This window comes from Streptomyces sp. HUAS MS02 (assembly GCF_055702265.1).
In genome coordinates this window covers 4,640,853-4,655,884 of sequence record NZ_CM146747.1, presented here as the reverse complement: position 1 = coordinate 4,655,884, position 15,032 = coordinate 4,640,853, and the positions used below count along the sequence as shown (strand labels likewise).

Below are 15,032 nucleotides of genomic sequence, written 5' to 3'. Positions count from 1 at the left end.
CACGTGCAGCACGAAGTGATGGACGAGATCCTGCTCAGGAGCCTCACGCCGAGCGTGCTCACCGTCCTCGTCCGCCGCGGAGCCGACTTCGCGGCGGCCGAGGACGCCGTGCAGGACGCGCTGGTCGAGGCGCTCCGCGTCTGGCCGGCCGACCCGCCGCGTGATCCCAGGGGCTGGCTGGTCACCGTGGCCTGGCGCAAGTTCCTCGACGCGGCCCGCGCCGACGCCGCCCGCCGCCGACGTGAGGACCGCGTCGAGGAGCAGCCCGCGCCCGGGCCCGCGCCCGCCGTGGACGACACGCTCCAGCTCTACTTCCTGTGCGCGCACCCGCATCTCACCCCGGCCTCGGCGGTCGCGCTCACGCTGCGTGCCGTCGGCGGCCTCACCACCCGGCAGATCGCCGAGGCCTATCTCGTCCCCGAGGCGACCATGGCGCAGAGGATCAGCCGGGCCAAACGGACGGTCTCCGGTGTGCGTCTCGACCGGCCGGCCGACGTCGCCACCGTGCTGCGCGTGCTCTACCTCGTCTTCAACGAGGGCTACTCCGGCGACGTCGACCTCGCGGCCGAGGCCATCCGGCTCACCCGGCAGCTCGCGGCCGCGATCGACCACCCCGAGGTGGCCGGGCTGCTCGCGCTCATGCTGCTCCATCACGCCCGGCGCGCGGCCCGGACCGCGCCCGACGGCAGCCTGGTGCCGCTCGCCGAGCAGGACCGGGGGCGCTGGGACACGCGTCTGATCGCCGAGGGCATCGGGATCCTCCAGGCGGCCCTCGCCCGCGACCGGCTCGGCGAGTTCCAGGCCCAGGCCGCGATCGCCGCCCTGCACGCCGACGCGCCCACCGCCGCCGAGACCGACTGGGTGCAGATCGTCGAGTGGTACGACGAGTTGGCGGCTCTGACCGACAACCCCATCGTCCGGCTCAACCGCGCGGTCGCCGTGGGCGAGGCCGACGGTCCGCGCGCCGGTCTCGCGGCCCTCGCCGAACTGGACGCCTCCCTGCCCCGCCACACCGCGGTCGCGGCCCACCTCCACGAGCGCGACGGCGACCTGACCACGGCCGCACGGCTCTACAGCGAGGCCGCCCGCAAGGCCCCCAACCTCGCCGAACGCGCCCACCTCACCCGCCAGGCCGCCCGGCTCAACGCCCGCCGCCGTCCTTGACGCGACGTCAACACCGATGAGCGTGAGCGTTCACCGGATCATCGGCAGCTCCGACGGCAAGTCGAACGTCAGCTTCGGCTGGACGCCGGACGCCGGCCGGATGTGCGTGCTGCGGATGCGCGTGCTGCCGTGCCGGCCGTCTCGACGAAGGCCGTCACGGCACGCGCGTACGCCTCCGGGTGGGGCACATGGGGGAAGTGGCCCGCGCCCTCGAAGGTGTGGGTGGCCGCCTGCGGCAGGGCCTCGCCCCTGGGCACCTTCGGTCTCCTCGTCCGTCGGGTCCGTCGGGTCCGTCGGGTCCGTCGGCTCCGCCGGGCGGTGGTGCCGAGAACTCAACGAGGCGCCGCACCCCTCGGTCGTGCGCGCCGGCTCAGCCCTGCCGCTCGCTGATGTTGACCATCCACGGGACGCCGAAGCGGTCCGTACACATGCCGAAGACGTCGCCCCACATCTGCTTGTCGAGCGGGACGGAGACGGAGCCGCCCTCGGACAGCTTCTCCCAGTAGCCGCGCAGCTCGGTGTCGTCGTCGCCGCTGAGGCTGACGGAGAAGCCGCCGCCGGGCTGGTACTCCATGCCGGGCGGGGTGTCGGCGCCCATGAGGGTGAAGCCGTTCGGCGCCTCCAGCATGCCGTGCATGATCTTGTCGGACTCGGGGGCGCCGGGCTGGCCGAAGTTGCCGAAGGTGTGCAGCGTCAGCTCGCCGCCGAAGACCTCCTTGTAGAACTCCATCGCCTGCCGGGCGTCGCCGTCGAAACTGAGGTACGGGTTGAGCCGCGAGACCATGAGAACCTCCCTGAAACGGACAAACGGGTATACGGTCGGTTGTCCGGAGACTAGCCCTCGGCACTGACAACGGCATGCCGGGAGCGGTCGCGAAGGAGCCTCGGGTGTGCTCAGCTCTTCGTCGGCTCCAGGTCCGTGTCGGGGGCAGGATGTCAACTGGAACGCGTACGCCGCCTCGGCGACGACCTCCTCACGGCCCTCTTCCACTGACGTACGTGTCGGCCTCCCTCGCCGTCCACAGCCTGTGGACGGCGGACTCCGGACGCCGCCGCACCCGCCCCCCATCTCCACCCCCACTCCCTATAACCCAGGTAAGAGGCGGACCTCGGTCTCCAGCCGGACTTCGGGCGGGTGGTCTCCGCTCTAGCCTGGGGGCGCCATGATGCGGACAGAGGACGACCGGCTGCTCCCGGTCCTGCTGATCGTCGCCCAGGCCGTGGTGTGGCCCGGAGCGGCACTGGTGCGTGGCACCGTCCCGGACGGTGCGGCCCTGCTGGTGGCGGCCCTGGTCGCCGGAGTCGTGACGGGCGCGCTGGCGCTGCGCCGCAGCCGCCCGGTGGTCGCGCTGGTCGTGGTCGCCGCCGCGTGCGCGCTGGGCACCGGGCCGCTCCCCGTCGGAGCGACGGCCCTGCTCGGCACGGCGGGCGTCGCGCTGGCCCTGTACACCGTGGCGACCGAACGCGACACCTTCACCGCCGTGTTGTGCGTCGTGGCCCTCGCCGCCTGGCAGGGCCTGATGCAGATCAGCCTGCACGGCCTCAGCGACCCCTCGGGCCTCGACCTCGTCCTCACCGCTCTCCTCTACGCCTCCGCCTGCGGCGCCGGTCTCCTCGTACGACGGGCCCGGCGCGCACGGTGGGTGGCCGAGCAGCGGCTGAAGCGGGCCGAGTCGGAGCGGCATCGGCTGCCGGCGATGGAACGGCGGCGTATGGAGCGGGAGTTGCACGATGTCAGCGCCCACCATCTGACGGCCGTCGTCGTCACGGCGGGGGCCGCGCTCGGACTGCGCGAGCAGCGGCCCGAACTGGCCGGACAGGCACTGGAGTTCGCGGTCGAGACCGGTCGCGAGGTCACCCGGGCGCTCGGCGCGGTACGGGCACCGGCCCCCTCCCGGGAGGACCTGCCGTCGCCGGAGGAACGCCTGTCGGACCTGGTCGCCGGGTTCCGCCGCCTCGACCAGCGGATCGACTGCGAACTCGACCCGCTGCCGGACGGGGCCGTCGCGGACGCGGCGTACGGCATCGTGCGCGAGGGTCTGACCAATGTGGCCCGGCACGCGCCGGGGGCGCACACGCGGGTGCGGGTGCGGTACGGCGAGACCCGCACGGACGTCGTGGTCACGAGTGCGGCGCCGCCCGCCGGGACGACGGCGCACGCGGCGGGTCTCGGGGGCGGACGCGGTCAGGGGTTCCTGCGGTCACGGGCGCGGGAGGCGGGCGGCACGCTGACCAGCGGGCCCACGGGGGAGGGCGGTTGGGAGATCCGGGCGGCGCTGCCCGGGCGGACGGCCGCGCCGGTGGAGGCGGCGTTCCCGCGCAGCTACCGGGTGGCGCAGCTGGTGGCCGCCGTCGGCCTCGTCCTGCAGCCGCTGCTCCCGGCGCTGGTCGCCCGCCCGGACACGGCGACGGTCACGCAACAGGCCTCCGCCGGCACCCTCTTCGCCCTGCTCGCCGCGGCCCAGGCCCTCACCCTGCTCTGGCTCCCCCGCGCCCCCCGAACCGCCCTCACCATTCTCCTCGCCCTCCCCCTCCTCTGGCCCCTCGCCATGACCGCGACCCACTACACCGGCCCACCCCTCCTCCCCCCGGCTCTGAGCCTCCTCACCACATGCGCGGCCATCACCCTCCGCACGGCCCACGACATCGCGAACGCCCCCGGGACGACCACGGATACGACGGGCGGGACGCCGAAGACACCGTCAGGGACAGCGACGGCCGGGACGAGCCCGGCGGCCGGGACGGGGCGCGGAGTCCTGGGCGGGCCAGGCGAGTTGCTCTTCCTCCCCCTCGCCGCCGTCCTCGTGCACAGCCTGGCCGCCGTCGTCGCCCTGGTCGGGCAGGGGAACCGGGGTTTCGGGTGGGCGGTCGGGGTGTGCGGTGGGGTGGTGATCGTGGTGGGGGGTGCCGTGTGGGGTGGGGTGGTGCGGGGGCGGCGGGTGCGGGGGGATCGCGGCACGCGCGACGAGCGGGTCGCCCTGTGGACCGAGGAGGCCGTGCGGGACGCCTGGACCGAGCGGCGGCGGATCGCGGCGGGGCTGGAGACGACCGTGCTGTCCCGGACCGCCGACATGGTCGAGGAGGCCGAGGCGGGCCGCCTCGACGCGGTAGCCGACCGCGCCCGCGAGGCCCTCGCCGCGATGCGGGCCCTGCTCGACACCGTCCGCGACGGCGAACGCGGCGCGGGCCCCGGCCGCAGTCCGCAACCCACCCTCCAGGCCCTGGACCTGCTCGCCCACCAGTCCCGGGCCACCGGCCGCGACGTGCGGATACGCCTGACCGACCGGGTGCCCGAACGCCTCCCCACCGCCGTCGACCTGGCCGCCTACCACGCCGCCGAGACGATCCTCGCGGCCGGCGGCGACCAGTCGGCGATGCTCGAATTCGACGCGAACGACGGTACGTTGACGCTCACCGCCACCGGCGTGCCGCACGCCGCGCGCACCGCCGTACGGGAGCGGCTGACGGCCCGCGTCGCGCCGCTCGGCGGCACCCTGGCCACCGGCGGCCCGGACACGGTCCACCTCCGGCTGCCGCTCGCCGCGGTACCGGTTCCGCAGCAGGGCGACGCGACAGAGGACGAAGAGGGAAGTGACGGATGAGCCTCAGGGTGCTGGTCGTCGACGACCAGGGCATCGTACGGGCGGGGTTCGCCGCCGTGATCGACGCGGAGGAGGACATGACGGTCGTCGGTGAGGCCGCCGACGGCGCCGAAGCGGTGCGGCTCGCCGAGGAGTTGGCACCGGACGTCGTCGTCATGGACGTACGGATGCCCCAACTGGACGGCATCGCCGCGACCCGCATCATCACCGGCCGGGACGACGCGCCCCGCGTCCTCGTCCTGACCACCTTCGACCTCGACGCGTACGTCTTCGACGCCCTGCGCGCCGGCGCCTCCGGCTTCCTCCTGAAGGACGTGCACGCCGCCGAACTGCTGGCCGGTATCCGCGTGGTGGCCGCAGGCGAGAGCGTGCTCGCCCCGTCCGCGACCCGCCGTCTCATCGGCCACTACGCCTCCGGTACGACCCCGGGGGCGGCGGACGGCGGCGGCCCGCGCGTCCTCGACGCGCTCACCGGCAGCCAGCGCACCGTTCTCTCCCTGGTCGCCACCGGACTCACCAACGCGGAGATCGCCGAGGAACTCGGCATCACCGTCGGCACCGTGAAGTCCCACGTCAACGCGCTGCTGCGCAAGCTCGGTCTGCGCGACCGCGTCCAGGCCACGATCCTCGCCTACGACCTGGGCCTGGCCCGCCCGAACCCTCCGGGCACCCACCTCTGAGACCCACCCCGACCCCATGAGGACACCGGAACACCAGGACACCGGAACACCAGGACACCAGGATCGGCCCATGACCGAGGAACCCGCTTCTCCTGACCCTTCCCGCCCTCCCGAGCCGCACCGCGCGTTCCCGCCGCGCCGCCGCACTCGCCCCCGCCCCGGCGATCTCCTCGCCCTCGCCTACCTCGTGCTCTGCGTCGGCCTGTTGGTGTGGGCGGTGGCGATGAGCTCCGACGACGGCTCGGGCGGGTCCATGGCGATGGTCGTCCCCATCCTGGCCTCGGCCCCGGTGAGTTTCATGTGGCTCGCCCTGCCGGACGGGGCCGCGACGGCCGTCGTCGCCGTGGTGCTGGGCGGCCTGGCCAACGCGGCCGTCATCGTCTGGTGCGGCCGCGCCCTGCGCCGGGGCACCCGTCCGGACCCGTTGCCCTGAGTCACGGAAAGGCGCCCCGCACTGCGCAGACCGGCGGCCGGTGTCAGCCACGAAGGTCTGCCGGTGTGTCAGCCGCGCAGACCGGCGGCCGGTGTCAGAGGCCGAACTCCTGCGGGGACAGGCCGAGGGCGGCGCACGCCTCGCGCAGGACCTGCTCCTCCGTCTGCGCGATGTACCCGTCCGCGCCCGCCACCACGAAGCCGGTCTGGACGACCGCCCGCGCCTCGGTCGGCTTCTTCGCGGCCTTGGCGATCTCCGTGAGGGCCTCGGCCTTGCCCTGCTGGAAGTTGCGGGAGAGCTGGTCGACGTGCCGGTTGAAGCGCTGCCGCAGCTGGTCGGCGGGGAAGTTCTGCAGGACGTCGTTGTTGAGGATCAGCGACTCCACGTGCTGCCGCTCGGCCGGGTCCACGTTCCCGTCGGCGGCGGCGACCAGCGCGCACATCGCCATGCTGGCGTCCCGGTAGGCGCCGCTCTTCAGCTCCGTCTTCAGGGAGGTGAGCTGGGACTTGAGCGCGCTCACCAGCTGGGCCTTGGAGCCGCCGGAGGACCGCCCGGACCCCGAGGACCTGCCGGCTCCCATGGCACCCAGCGGTCCCGCCCCCGGCTGCCCGTGCCCGCTGCCGCCCCGCGCGCCCTGCGCCTGCTGCTGCAGACCCTTGGCCTGGTCCTTGATCCGATCCCACATCGCCATGCGTGCCACCTCGGCTTGAGCCCGTGTCGTGCCGGTCGTTACGGTCGTCCGCGTGCGTTCCGCACGTCTCCCTGTGAACGCCCGCCACCCCCGTAGGAGTTCCTCGACCGGCCCACGCCGTCGTCCGCGCGTACTTCGAGTCCCTGGCCTGAGCCACGCCGCGCCGTGCGCCGCATCGTCCCGACGGGCTCGACGGGCTCGACGGGCTCGGCTGGCTGAGTGGGCTCAGCGGCCGTTGCCCTTCGCCGGGGCGCGGCGGCGTCCCTGGGCGGACGGGCGGCTGCGACGGCCGCGCGACGCCGAGGAGGGGCGGGCGGCCGGCTGCTGGGTGACCGGCGGGGTGAGGACGACCGGGACGCCGGAGGGTGCCTGCGCGCCGGTGATGCGGTTCAGTTCGGCACCGCCCGAGCGGACCTGCGTGGTCGTCGGGGTGATACCGGCGACCGCCATCAGCCGGGTCACGTCCCGGCGCTGGTGCGGCAGGACGAGCGTGACGACCGTGCCGGACTCGCCCGCGCGTGCCGTACGGCCGCCCCGGTGCAGGTAGTCCTTGTGGTCGCCCGGCGGGTCGACGTTGACGACGAGGTCGAGGTCGTCGACGTGGATGCCGCGCGCCGCGACGTTCGTGGCGACCAGGGCGGTGACGTCCCCGTCCTTGAACTGGCTCAGGGCCCGGTTGCGCTGCGACTGCGACTTGCCGCCGTGCAGGGCGGCGGCCCGCACGCCCACCGCCAGCAGCTTCTTCACCAGCCGGTCCGTCGCGTGCTTGCTGTCCAGGAACATGATCACGCGCCCCTCGCGGGCGGCGATCTCGGTCGTGGTGGCGTGCTTGTCGTCGTCCTCGATGTGCAGCACGTGGTGGTCCATCGTCGTGACGGCGCCCGCGGACGGGTCGACGGAGTGGACGACGGGGTCGTGCAGGTAGTCGCGGACCAGCCGGTCGACGTTGCGGTCGAGGGTGGCGGAGAACAGCAGCCGCTGGCCGTCGGGACGCACCTGGTCGAGCAGCGCGGTGACCTGCGGCATGAAGCCCATGTCGGCCATCTGGTCGGCCTCGTCGAGGACGGTGATGGCGACCTGGTCGAGTCGGCAGTCGCCGCGGTCTATGAGGTCCTTGAGCCGGCCGGGGGTCGCCACGACCACCTCGGCGCCGCCGCGCAGCACGCTCGCCTGCCGGCCGAGGGACATGCCGCCGACCACGGTGGCGAGCCGCAGCCGCAGCGCGCGGGCGTAGGGGGTGAGGGCGTCGGTGACCTGCTGGGCCAGTTCGCGGGTGGGGACGAGGACGAGGGCCAGCGGCTGCCGGGGCTCGGCGCGCTGTCCGGCCGTACGGGCCAGCAGGGCGAGACCGAAGGCGAGCGTCTTGCCGGAGCCGGTGCGTCCACGGCCGAGGACGTCACGGCCGGCCAGGGAGTTCGGCAGCGTCGCGGCCTGGATGGGGAACGGCTCGGTCACCCCTTCGGTCCGCAGCGTCTCCAGCAGCGGTCCGGGCAGCTCCAGTTCGGCGAAGGTCTCGACGGCCGGCAGTGCGGGCGTGAGGGTGACCGGCAGCGCGAACTCGCCACCGGTGGGGGCCGCTACGGTCCGCCCGCCGCCGCCCCGGCGACCACGGCCGGCCTTGGCCGCACCGCCGCGGGCCGAGCCGTTCTTGACGGCGCCGCCCTTGCTCTGGGCGCCCCTGGCGGTGTCCGCGCGCCCGCCGGTGTTCTTGGTGGTCCTGGCGGCGCCCCCGCGACCCGCGGTGCTCTTGGAGGTGTCGCCCCTGCCGCCGGTGTTCTTCGTGGCGTCGCCGCGGCCCGCGGCTTTGCCGCCCGTCGCCGATCCGGCTCCGGCCGTACGGGAAGGAGCCCCTTGGTCACCCGTCGCCGCGCCGCGTGAGCGTGCGCGGTCGCCCCGGGCCGTGCCGGTGCGGGCGGAGCCCTCCGTACGGGACCGGGAGGAGCTGCTGCTGTTCGTACGAGCCGTGCGGTTCATGGGGACCTTCCTCGATGCGGCGGCGCCTGTCGCACACGAGCCGGGGCCCGCGCCTTTCGGGCGCGGACCCCGGCTCATGCGTTACGCGTCAGCGTCAGGCGGGAACGATGTTCTCGGCCTGGGGGCCCTTCTGGCCCTGCGTGACGTCGAAGGTCACCTTCTGGCCCTCCTGAAGCTCACGGAAGCCGGAGGTGGCGATGTTCGAGTAGTGGGCGAAGACGTCGGGGCCGCCACCCTCCTGCTCGATGAAGCCGAAGCCCTTTTCCGAGTTGAACCACTTCACGGTGCCGGATGCCATGCTGAAACTCCCTTGATGCAGTGCCCGGAGCCCACACTGTGCGGACCCGGTGTCGCAGCAACGGTTCGACCCGACGGGAAGTTGGAGAACACCCGGAAAGCCCCGGAAACAACAAAGAGTGCTCGTCGACGGAAGGTCGAAGAGCACTCAGAAGCCTCTGGTAACCAAAACTGCCACTTCATGTCAAGGTAGCACAGGCGAGGGGTGCCCGCAGGGTGACACGCCACACTCCTGCGGACGCCGCTCGGTCAGAGGCCGGATCGGGAAGGGCTCAGCCCTGCGTCGGGGGAGCCGGGGGCTGGGCCGGCGGGAAGGGCGGGGCCGGCTGAGCGGCCGCCTGCGCACCGGGCGCTCCGGGGGTATCGGGCGCACCAGGGGCAGGAGGGGCGGCAGGCACACCTGGCGTACCTGGCACTCCGCCGGGCGCGGCCTGCCAGGGCTGTGACGGCTGCGCGGGTCCGGAGAGGGCCGGGGCCGGACGGCGGGTGCCGAGGACGGCTGTCACGGTCGCGCCGAGGGCCAGCAGGAAGGCGACGCCCAGCAGATAGAAACCGGCGCCGAAGGTGGTGGTCCGGCCGTCCCCGTCCCACTGGGTGTCGTTGAACGCCTCCGTCAGCACCGACAGCGTCGTGCCGAGCAGCAGGACCGACCCGCCGACGGCGAGCGCGGGGCCCAACGGGAGCCGGCGGCTGCGGCCGGTCAGGAGCAGGACGGCGGCGGCGACGGCGACCAGGGCGCCGAAGAGCAGCAGAAAGCCGGAGAACTGCATGACCGACTCGGTCTTCCCGCCGATGTCCCCGCTGGAGTAGGACCACGGCTTCGCGACGGTCTCGTAGACCGGCTCCTCCTCCTCGCCGATGTGCTGGACCGACTTGTCCAGCGTGGCGAACGAGGAGCCGAGGGCGAGGAGGGCGCCGAGGATCAGCAGCGCGCTGGCCGTGCGGTCGGAGGCCGCCGCCGGGTCCCCCGGCGGGGAGGCTGGTCTGCCGTAGCCGACGGGCGGCGTGGCCGCGTACGGATAGGGGGCCCCTTGCTGCGGGGGCGGGGCCCAGCCGGGCACGGAGGCCATCGGCTGGTGCGGAGGCACGGGCTGACCCGTGTACGGGCCGGACTGCGTCGGTTCCGTCATCTTCCGATGATAGGGAGAGAAGATCGTGCACATAAGGTGAAGTGCCCATCGGAACAGGCGAGTTGGAGGTATACGGCTCGCCCTCGTTGCGGGTGGCCGTCCCCGCACGAGAAGTTCGACACCCTGCCCGCGCTCTCGACCCGTCCCCGCGCCGCCGCTGACCGTCCGAAGTGGAGCTGATGCCCACCCGGCGGGCCGGGAATAGTGTGAAAAGGATGTAGAGGGACATATCGAAGATAGGGGTGTGGCCCAGGTGGGGTGTGGCCTCGCCTGGACCGGATCCCGGTGAGAGCGAGGTGAGCGGACATGGAGCGGCGTGTCGTCGACGCATCGGGTGCGGGCTCCGGCCCGAACCCCGTCGGTGAGGCGTTCACCGCCCGGGCCACCGTCGACGAACAGGGCACCGTCACCGGCTGGAGCGCCGGCGCCGAACGCCTCCTCGGGTACACCCCGACGCAGATCCTGGGCCTGCCGGCGGCCTCCCTGCTTGCCGAGGAGCCCCCGGCGGACGCCCTCCCGGCCTTCTCCGACCTGCCGCGCTGGCACGGCACCCTCGTGCTCAGGCACCGCGACGGGCGCCGTCTGGAGGTCAGGGTGCTGGCGCACCACCGCACGTCGTACGGCGGGGTCCGCGACTGGTTCCTGGTCTCCGCCCTGACGGGGACGCTGCCCCGCCCCGGCGACGACGCGCTCGCGCTGCACGGCTTCCTCGACTCCCCGTCCTGCGCGACCTCGGTGCACGACACGGACCTGCGGTACCGCGCCGCGAACCAGGGCTCGGGCCGGGCGCTGGGCCTGAACGACGACGATCTGCGCGGGCTGCGCATCTCCGAGGCCGTGGACGATCCCGCCGTGGGCGAGCTGGAACGGGTGATGTGGCAGGTCCTGGAGACCGGTGAACCGCAGTACCTGGAGAACCACACGCGGGCGCCCGGGGAGACCCGCGAGCACGCCTGGTCGGTGGACGTCTACCGGCTCCACGGCGAGGACGGCCGCGTCCTCGGCGTGGCCACCACGGGGCACGACGTGACCGAGCAGTACTGGGCCCGCAAACGCCTGCAGCTGATCGCCGAGGCGGGCCGCCGCATCGGCAGCACCCTCGACGTGACGCGGACGGCGCAGGAACTGGCGGACATCGCCGTGCCGGACCTCGCCGACTTCATCAGCGTCGATCTGCTGGCCTCCCTCGACGAGGGCTTCTCCCCCGTCCTCGGCGCGGCGGAGGAGTACAGCCGGGTCCCGCGACTGCCGGCGGCGGGCCGCGCCCTCGCCCTGCGGCGGATCGCCCACCGGTCCGTCAACCGGGGGACGCCCGAGGCGGTCGTCGCGCCCGGCGAGGTCGACGAGTACCCGGACGGCTCGCCACCGGTGCGAAGCCTGCGGTCGGGGCGTGCCGTGCTGTTCCAGGTGACCGAGCCCGCGATCGCCGAGTGGGTGGCCGAGGACCCGCTGCGGGCCGCCCGCATCCGCGAATACGGGTTCCACTCGGTGATGACCGTGCCGCTCTCCGCACGCGGCACCACCCTGGGCGTCGCCGTCTTCGCCCGCCACCGGCAACCCGAGCCCTTCGAGCAGGACGACCTCGTCCTCGCCGAGGAGCTGGCGGCCCGAGCGGCGGTCAGCATCGACAACGCCCTGCGCTACACGCGCGAACGCGGCACCGCCGTCACCCTCCAGCGCAGCCTGCTGCCGCAGAGCCTGCCCGAGCAGGCCGGGGTGGAGGTGGCCTCCCGCTATCTCCCGGCGGGCGCCCGCGCCGGGGTGGGCGGCGACTGGTTCGACGTGATCCCGCTCTCCGGGGCAAGGGTGGCGCTGGTCGTCGGCGACGTCGTCGGCCACGGCATCCACGCCTCGGCGACGATGGGCCGGCTGCGCACCGCCGTCCGTACCCTCGCCGACATCGACCTGCCCCCCGACGAACTCCTCACCCACCTCGACGACCTGGTCGCCCGGCTGGCCACCGAGGCGGAGGCCGCGGAACGGTCCGAGGGGACCGGCGAGCGCGGCCGGGGCCGGAGCACCGGCGACGCAGCGGCGGACGTGACCCCCGGGGTCCTCGGCGCGACGTGCCTGTACGGCGTGTACGACCCCGTGTCGCGGCGGTGCACCCTCGCGCGGGCCGGGCATCCGCCGCCGGTCGTGGTGGGGCCGGACGGCACCGCCACCCTGCTGGACCTCCCGGCGGGACCCCCGCTGGGCCTGGGCGGTCTGCCCTTCGAGTCGCTGGAGACCGAATTGCCCGAGGGCAGCCTGCTCGCCCTCTACACCGACGGCCTGATCGGGTCCCGAGACGCCGACGGTGACGGTTCCCGCACCGACATCGATGACGGCATCACCCGGCTGTGCCAGTCCCTCGCCACCCCCGCCGCCGACTCCCTGGACGCGCTGTGCGACCGGATCCTGGGCTCCGTACTGCCGGAGCGGCCCACCGACGACGTGGCCCTGCTCCTCGTACGCCCCCGCGCCCTCGACCCCGGCCGGGTCGCCACCTGGGACGTGGCCGCCGACCCCTCGGCCGTCGCCCAGGCCCGCAAGAACGCGCTCGGCCGACTGGAGGCCTGGGGTCTGAACGACGCGGCCTTCGTCACCGAGCTGGTCGTCAGTGAACTGGTCACCAACGCCATCCGGCACGCCGAGCCGCCCGTCCGGCTGCGGCTCATCCACGACGAGAGCCTCATCTGCGAGGTCTCGGACGGCAGCAGCACGGCACCGCACATGCGCCGCGCCCGCAGCTTCGACGAGGGCGGCCGGGGTCTGCTCCTGGTCGCCCAGCTCACCCAGCGCTGGGGCACCCGCCCCACCCCGACGGGCAAGACGATCTGGACGGAACAGACCCTCGGATGACGTGCGCGGCCGCCTACCGCCTGCCCTGCTTGGGGCCGGCGAGGGTGTCCGCGGCGTGCCGGGGGCCCGGCCCGGACGAGAACTGGCCGACGAGTTCACGGAAACACACCAGCGCGGTGATGGGCGGAATTCCCACGATCGCCATGGCCAGCAGGGAACTCGGTGACTGCCCGATGCACAACGCGACCGCCGTGCCGGACGCGAGCAGCATCACCGCCCAGGAACGCCGGGCGGTCCGCTGCTGCACGGACGCCCGGAGAATCGACAGACCCGCCAGCAGCCACGGCCCGTACACGGTCAGCGGCCACCAGCGCGCGAGATGCTCCGACACCACCAGCAGCGCGATGTCGCGCAGCTGAATGTATGAATAGGAGACAGACCAAAAAAGCATGGTCAGTGCGCACACGGCGATAGTCGTAATTAAGAAAGCGACGGGGACGATCCGGGGGTTCCTGGCGAAGAAGTGGGACCCCGGGCGGGGCCGTCGCCGACTGACCGGGCGTCGTGGGAGGTCATGGACGGCCGACAGTGTCGGTTCGGGAGCCAGGCCGTGCGCCGCGTACGCCATCTGGATCAGCTCCGCGTCCGGATCCCATACGTCCGAAGCGGCACGCGGGCCCGGGAGCCAGATGGGCTGGGTGTCGATCTGCTGAACCCCGTCAGGGTTGTGATCCACCGAGTCATAATCGGTTCTCATTTTGAATCCTGCTCCATGGGGGGTCCGCTTTTCCGACCGGCACGAGGAATGCCGAGCCTGATTTTTGGCATTCGGGAGAATAGCGATCGGCGCCGATTTCCGCGAGGAGCAACCGCTGTGAATGGCTGTTGAAACTGTGAAGTACCGGCCGCATCCGAACGAGTGAACTCGCGGAATGTTGTACGGGACAGAGGCATGTGCCCACGGCTCGGACGGTGACGCTTGCCCCTTCGAGACCCCGTTCCGGGAAAGGCGCCCCGACATGCGACGCACCCCCCTCCGCCGTCCGTTCGCCGCCGCGCTGCTGGTGGCGTCCGTGGTGGCCCCGATCGTGACGGCACCCGCGACCGCCGTGCACGCGGCGGCCGACCGGTATGACGAAGACCGGTACGACAAGGGCCGATACGACAAGGGCCGGTACGACAAGAACGACTGTCCGCGCGGTGGTCTCGGCTCCGCACTGACCGCCCGTCTGGACCAAGCCGTCGAGGGTGTCCGCAGGGAGGCCGGCATCCCGGGGGTCACCGTCGGCCTGTGGATGCCGGGCCAGGGGTGCTACGTCCGGTCGACCGGGGTCGCCGACACCGTCACCCGCCGGCCGATGAACCCCGACCTGTTCATGAGGATCGGCAGCGAGACCAAGACCTTCACGGCCACCGCGCTGCTCCGGCTCGTCGACGACCGCCGGGTGCGCCTGGACACCCCGATCTCCCGCTACGTCCGGGGCGTCCCGAACGGCCGCCGGATCACCCTGCGCCACCTCGCGCAGATGCGCAGCGGCCTCTTCCCGTACAGCGCCGACCCGGGCTTCGTGCGCGCCCTGCTGAGCGACCCGAGCCGCTCGTTCACGCCCCGGGAGCTGCTCGCGTACGCCTTCCGGAACCCGAACACCTTCGCGCCGGGTGAGCGGTTCCAGTACTCCAACACCAACTTCGTCCTGCTCGGCCTGGTGGTGGAGAAGGTCACCGGCACGCGCTTCGCCGACTACCTCCGCCGGTATGTGATCGGCCCGGCCGGGCTGCGCCGCACGCTGTTCGCCGAGGGCCTCGGGTTCCCCGGGCCGCACGCGCGCGGTTACACGAACCAGACGCTCAGCGGTGCGATCGAGGACGCCACGGACTGGAACCCCAGCTGGGCCTGGGCGGCCGGCGCGATGATCTCGAAGCTGCGCGATCTGCGCCGCTGGGCCGAGGTCGTCGCCACCGGGACCCTGCTCAGCCCGCGGACACAGGCCGAACGGCTCCGGATGCTGCCGACCGGCTTCCCCGGCACCGACTACGGCCTCGGCATCTTCGAGACCGGCGGCTGGATCGGGCACAACGGCTCCATCCCGGGCTACCAGAGCGTGACCGTCCACCTGCCGGAGCGCAGGGCCACCCTGGTGCTGGTGCTCAACACCGACGTGACGTACCAGGGCCAGGAGCCGTCCTCGCTGGTCGCCCGCGCGATCACGGAGGTCGTCACCCCGGACAACGTCTACGACCGCCCGGCGCCCCCGCGCTGAACGATTTGCCGTGAAT

The 15,032-nt window shown here is 73.2% G+C and carries 13 protein-coding genes; 6 read left to right on the top strand and 7 right to left on the bottom strand.

Annotation, left to right across the window (positions count from 1 at the left end; genetic code table 11):
• Positions 1–18 precede the first annotated feature (18 nt).
• Positions 19–1,164: an RNA polymerase sigma factor gene (locus ACZ9QC_RS20000; RefSeq protein WP_472921742.1), complete on the top strand. Its 1,146-nt coding sequence runs from the start codon at positions 19–21 to the stop codon at positions 1,162–1,164.
• Between the two features lie 68 nt (positions 1,165–1,232).
• Here the strand turns inward: ACZ9QC_RS20000 and ACZ9QC_RS19995 are convergent, their stop codons facing one another.
• Entirely contained in the window at positions 1,233–1,421 is a 189-nt protein-coding gene (locus ACZ9QC_RS19995; protein ID WP_472921368.1) for an alpha/beta fold hydrolase, read from the bottom strand.
• 113 nt (positions 1,422–1,534) lie between these two features.
• Positions 1,535–1,948 (bottom strand): VOC family protein, encoded by a 414-nt coding sequence (locus ACZ9QC_RS19990; protein WP_472921367.1) that lies wholly within the window; start codon positions 1,946–1,948, stop codon positions 1,535–1,537.
• A 382-nt stretch (positions 1,949–2,330) separates the two neighbouring features.
• On the opposite strand from ACZ9QC_RS19990, the gene ACZ9QC_RS19985 reads away from it, so the two are divergent.
• The 3 genes from ACZ9QC_RS19985 to ACZ9QC_RS19975 all read left to right on the top strand — a co-directional run bounded on the left by ACZ9QC_RS19985 (position 2,331) and on the right by ACZ9QC_RS19975 (position 5,879).
• Positions 2,331–4,766, top strand: a complete 2,436-nt coding sequence (locus ACZ9QC_RS19985) for a sensor histidine kinase (protein ID WP_472921741.1) — start codon at positions 2,331–2,333, stop codon at positions 4,764–4,766.
• Positions 4,763–5,446, top strand: a complete 684-nt coding sequence (locus tag ACZ9QC_RS19980) for a response regulator (RefSeq protein ID WP_472921366.1) — start codon at positions 4,763–4,765, stop codon at positions 5,444–5,446. Before ACZ9QC_RS19985 ends, ACZ9QC_RS19980 begins: the two co-directional genes overlap by 4 nt.
• Positions 5,447–5,516: 70 nt before the next feature.
• Positions 5,517–5,879: an SCO4225 family membrane protein gene (locus ACZ9QC_RS19975; protein WP_472921365.1), complete on the top strand. Its 363-nt coding sequence runs from the start codon at positions 5,517–5,519 to the stop codon at positions 5,877–5,879.
• Positions 5,880–5,973: 94 nt separating this feature from the next.
• Here the strand turns inward: ACZ9QC_RS19975 and ACZ9QC_RS19970 are convergent, their stop codons facing one another.
• From ACZ9QC_RS19970 to ACZ9QC_RS19955, 4 genes are all read right to left on the bottom strand, one after another.
• On the bottom strand, positions 5,974–6,570 hold the full coding sequence (locus ACZ9QC_RS19970) for a tellurite resistance TerB family protein (RefSeq protein ID WP_472921364.1): 597 nt from the start codon (positions 6,568–6,570) through the stop codon (positions 5,974–5,976).
• A gap of 225 nt (positions 6,571–6,795) precedes the next feature.
• Entirely contained in the window at positions 6,796–8,544 is a 1,749-nt protein-coding gene (locus ACZ9QC_RS19965) for a DEAD/DEAH box helicase (RefSeq protein WP_472921363.1), read from the bottom strand.
• 94 nt (positions 8,545–8,638) lie between these two features.
• Entirely contained in the window at positions 8,639–8,842 is a 204-nt protein-coding gene (locus ACZ9QC_RS19960; protein ID WP_005483357.1) for a cold-shock protein, read from the bottom strand.
• Between the two features lie 271 nt (positions 8,843–9,113).
• On the bottom strand, positions 9,114–9,971 hold the full coding sequence (locus ACZ9QC_RS19955; protein WP_472921362.1) for a hypothetical protein: 858 nt from the start codon (positions 9,969–9,971) through the stop codon (positions 9,114–9,116).
• A gap of 306 nt (positions 9,972–10,277) precedes the next feature.
• Between ACZ9QC_RS19955 and ACZ9QC_RS19950 the strand changes: the two genes are divergently transcribed.
• On the top strand, positions 10,278–12,815 hold the full coding sequence (locus tag ACZ9QC_RS19950; protein ID WP_472921361.1) for a SpoIIE family protein phosphatase: 2,538 nt from the start codon (positions 10,278–10,280) through the stop codon (positions 12,813–12,815).
• Between the two features lie 13 nt (positions 12,816–12,828).
• Here the strand turns inward: ACZ9QC_RS19950 and ACZ9QC_RS19945 are convergent, their stop codons facing one another.
• Complete coding sequence (locus ACZ9QC_RS19945) at positions 12,829–13,206, bottom strand: DUF2637 domain-containing protein (RefSeq protein WP_472921360.1); 378 nt, start codon at positions 13,204–13,206, stop codon at positions 12,829–12,831.
• 568 nt (positions 13,207–13,774) lie between these two features.
• Between ACZ9QC_RS19945 and ACZ9QC_RS19940 the strand changes: the two genes are divergently transcribed.
• Positions 13,775–15,016, top strand: a complete 1,242-nt coding sequence (locus tag ACZ9QC_RS19940) for a serine hydrolase domain-containing protein (RefSeq protein WP_472921359.1) — start codon at positions 13,775–13,777, stop codon at positions 15,014–15,016.
• The last annotated feature ends 16 nt before the right edge of the window (positions 15,017–15,032 follow it).

What these genes read in the sequence shown, in the direction of transcription:
- ACZ9QC_RS19960 (WP_005483357.1), bottom strand. Translation starts at nt 8,842, where the DNA reads ATGGCATCCGGCACCGTGAAGTGGTTCAACTCGGAAAAGGGCTTCGGC.
- ACZ9QC_RS20000 (WP_472921742.1), top strand. Translation starts at nt 19, where the DNA reads ATGGACGAGATCCTGCTCAGGAGCCTCACGCCGAGCGTGCTCACCGTC.
- ACZ9QC_RS19955 (WP_472921362.1), bottom strand. Translation starts at nt 9,971, where the DNA reads ATGACGGAACCGACGCAGTCCGGCCCGTACACGGGTCAGCCCGTGCCT.
- ACZ9QC_RS19940 (WP_472921359.1), top strand. Translation starts at nt 13,775, where the DNA reads ATGCGACGCACCCCCCTCCGCCGTCCGTTCGCCGCCGCGCTGCTGGTG.
- ACZ9QC_RS19970 (WP_472921364.1), bottom strand. Translation starts at nt 6,570, where the DNA reads ATGGCGATGTGGGATCGGATCAAGGACCAGGCCAAGGGTCTGCAGCAG.
- ACZ9QC_RS19945 (WP_472921360.1), bottom strand. Translation starts at nt 13,206, where the DNA reads ATGCTTTTTTGGTCTGTCTCCTATTCATACATTCAGCTGCGCGACATC.
- ACZ9QC_RS19975 (WP_472921365.1), top strand. Translation starts at nt 5,517, where the DNA reads ATGACCGAGGAACCCGCTTCTCCTGACCCTTCCCGCCCTCCCGAGCCG.
- ACZ9QC_RS19965 (WP_472921363.1), bottom strand. Translation starts at nt 8,544, where the DNA reads ATGAACCGCACGGCTCGTACGAACAGCAGCAGCTCCTCCCGGTCCCGT.
- ACZ9QC_RS19980 (WP_472921366.1), top strand. Translation starts at nt 4,763, where the DNA reads ATGAGCCTCAGGGTGCTGGTCGTCGACGACCAGGGCATCGTACGGGCG.
- ACZ9QC_RS19985 (WP_472921741.1), top strand. Translation starts at nt 2,331, where the DNA reads ATGCGGACAGAGGACGACCGGCTGCTCCCGGTCCTGCTGATCGTCGCC.
- ACZ9QC_RS19950 (WP_472921361.1), top strand. Translation starts at nt 10,278, where the DNA reads ATGGAGCGGCGTGTCGTCGACGCATCGGGTGCGGGCTCCGGCCCGAAC.
- ACZ9QC_RS19990 (WP_472921367.1), bottom strand. Translation starts at nt 1,948, where the DNA reads ATGGTCTCGCGGCTCAACCCGTACCTCAGTTTCGACGGCGACGCCCGG.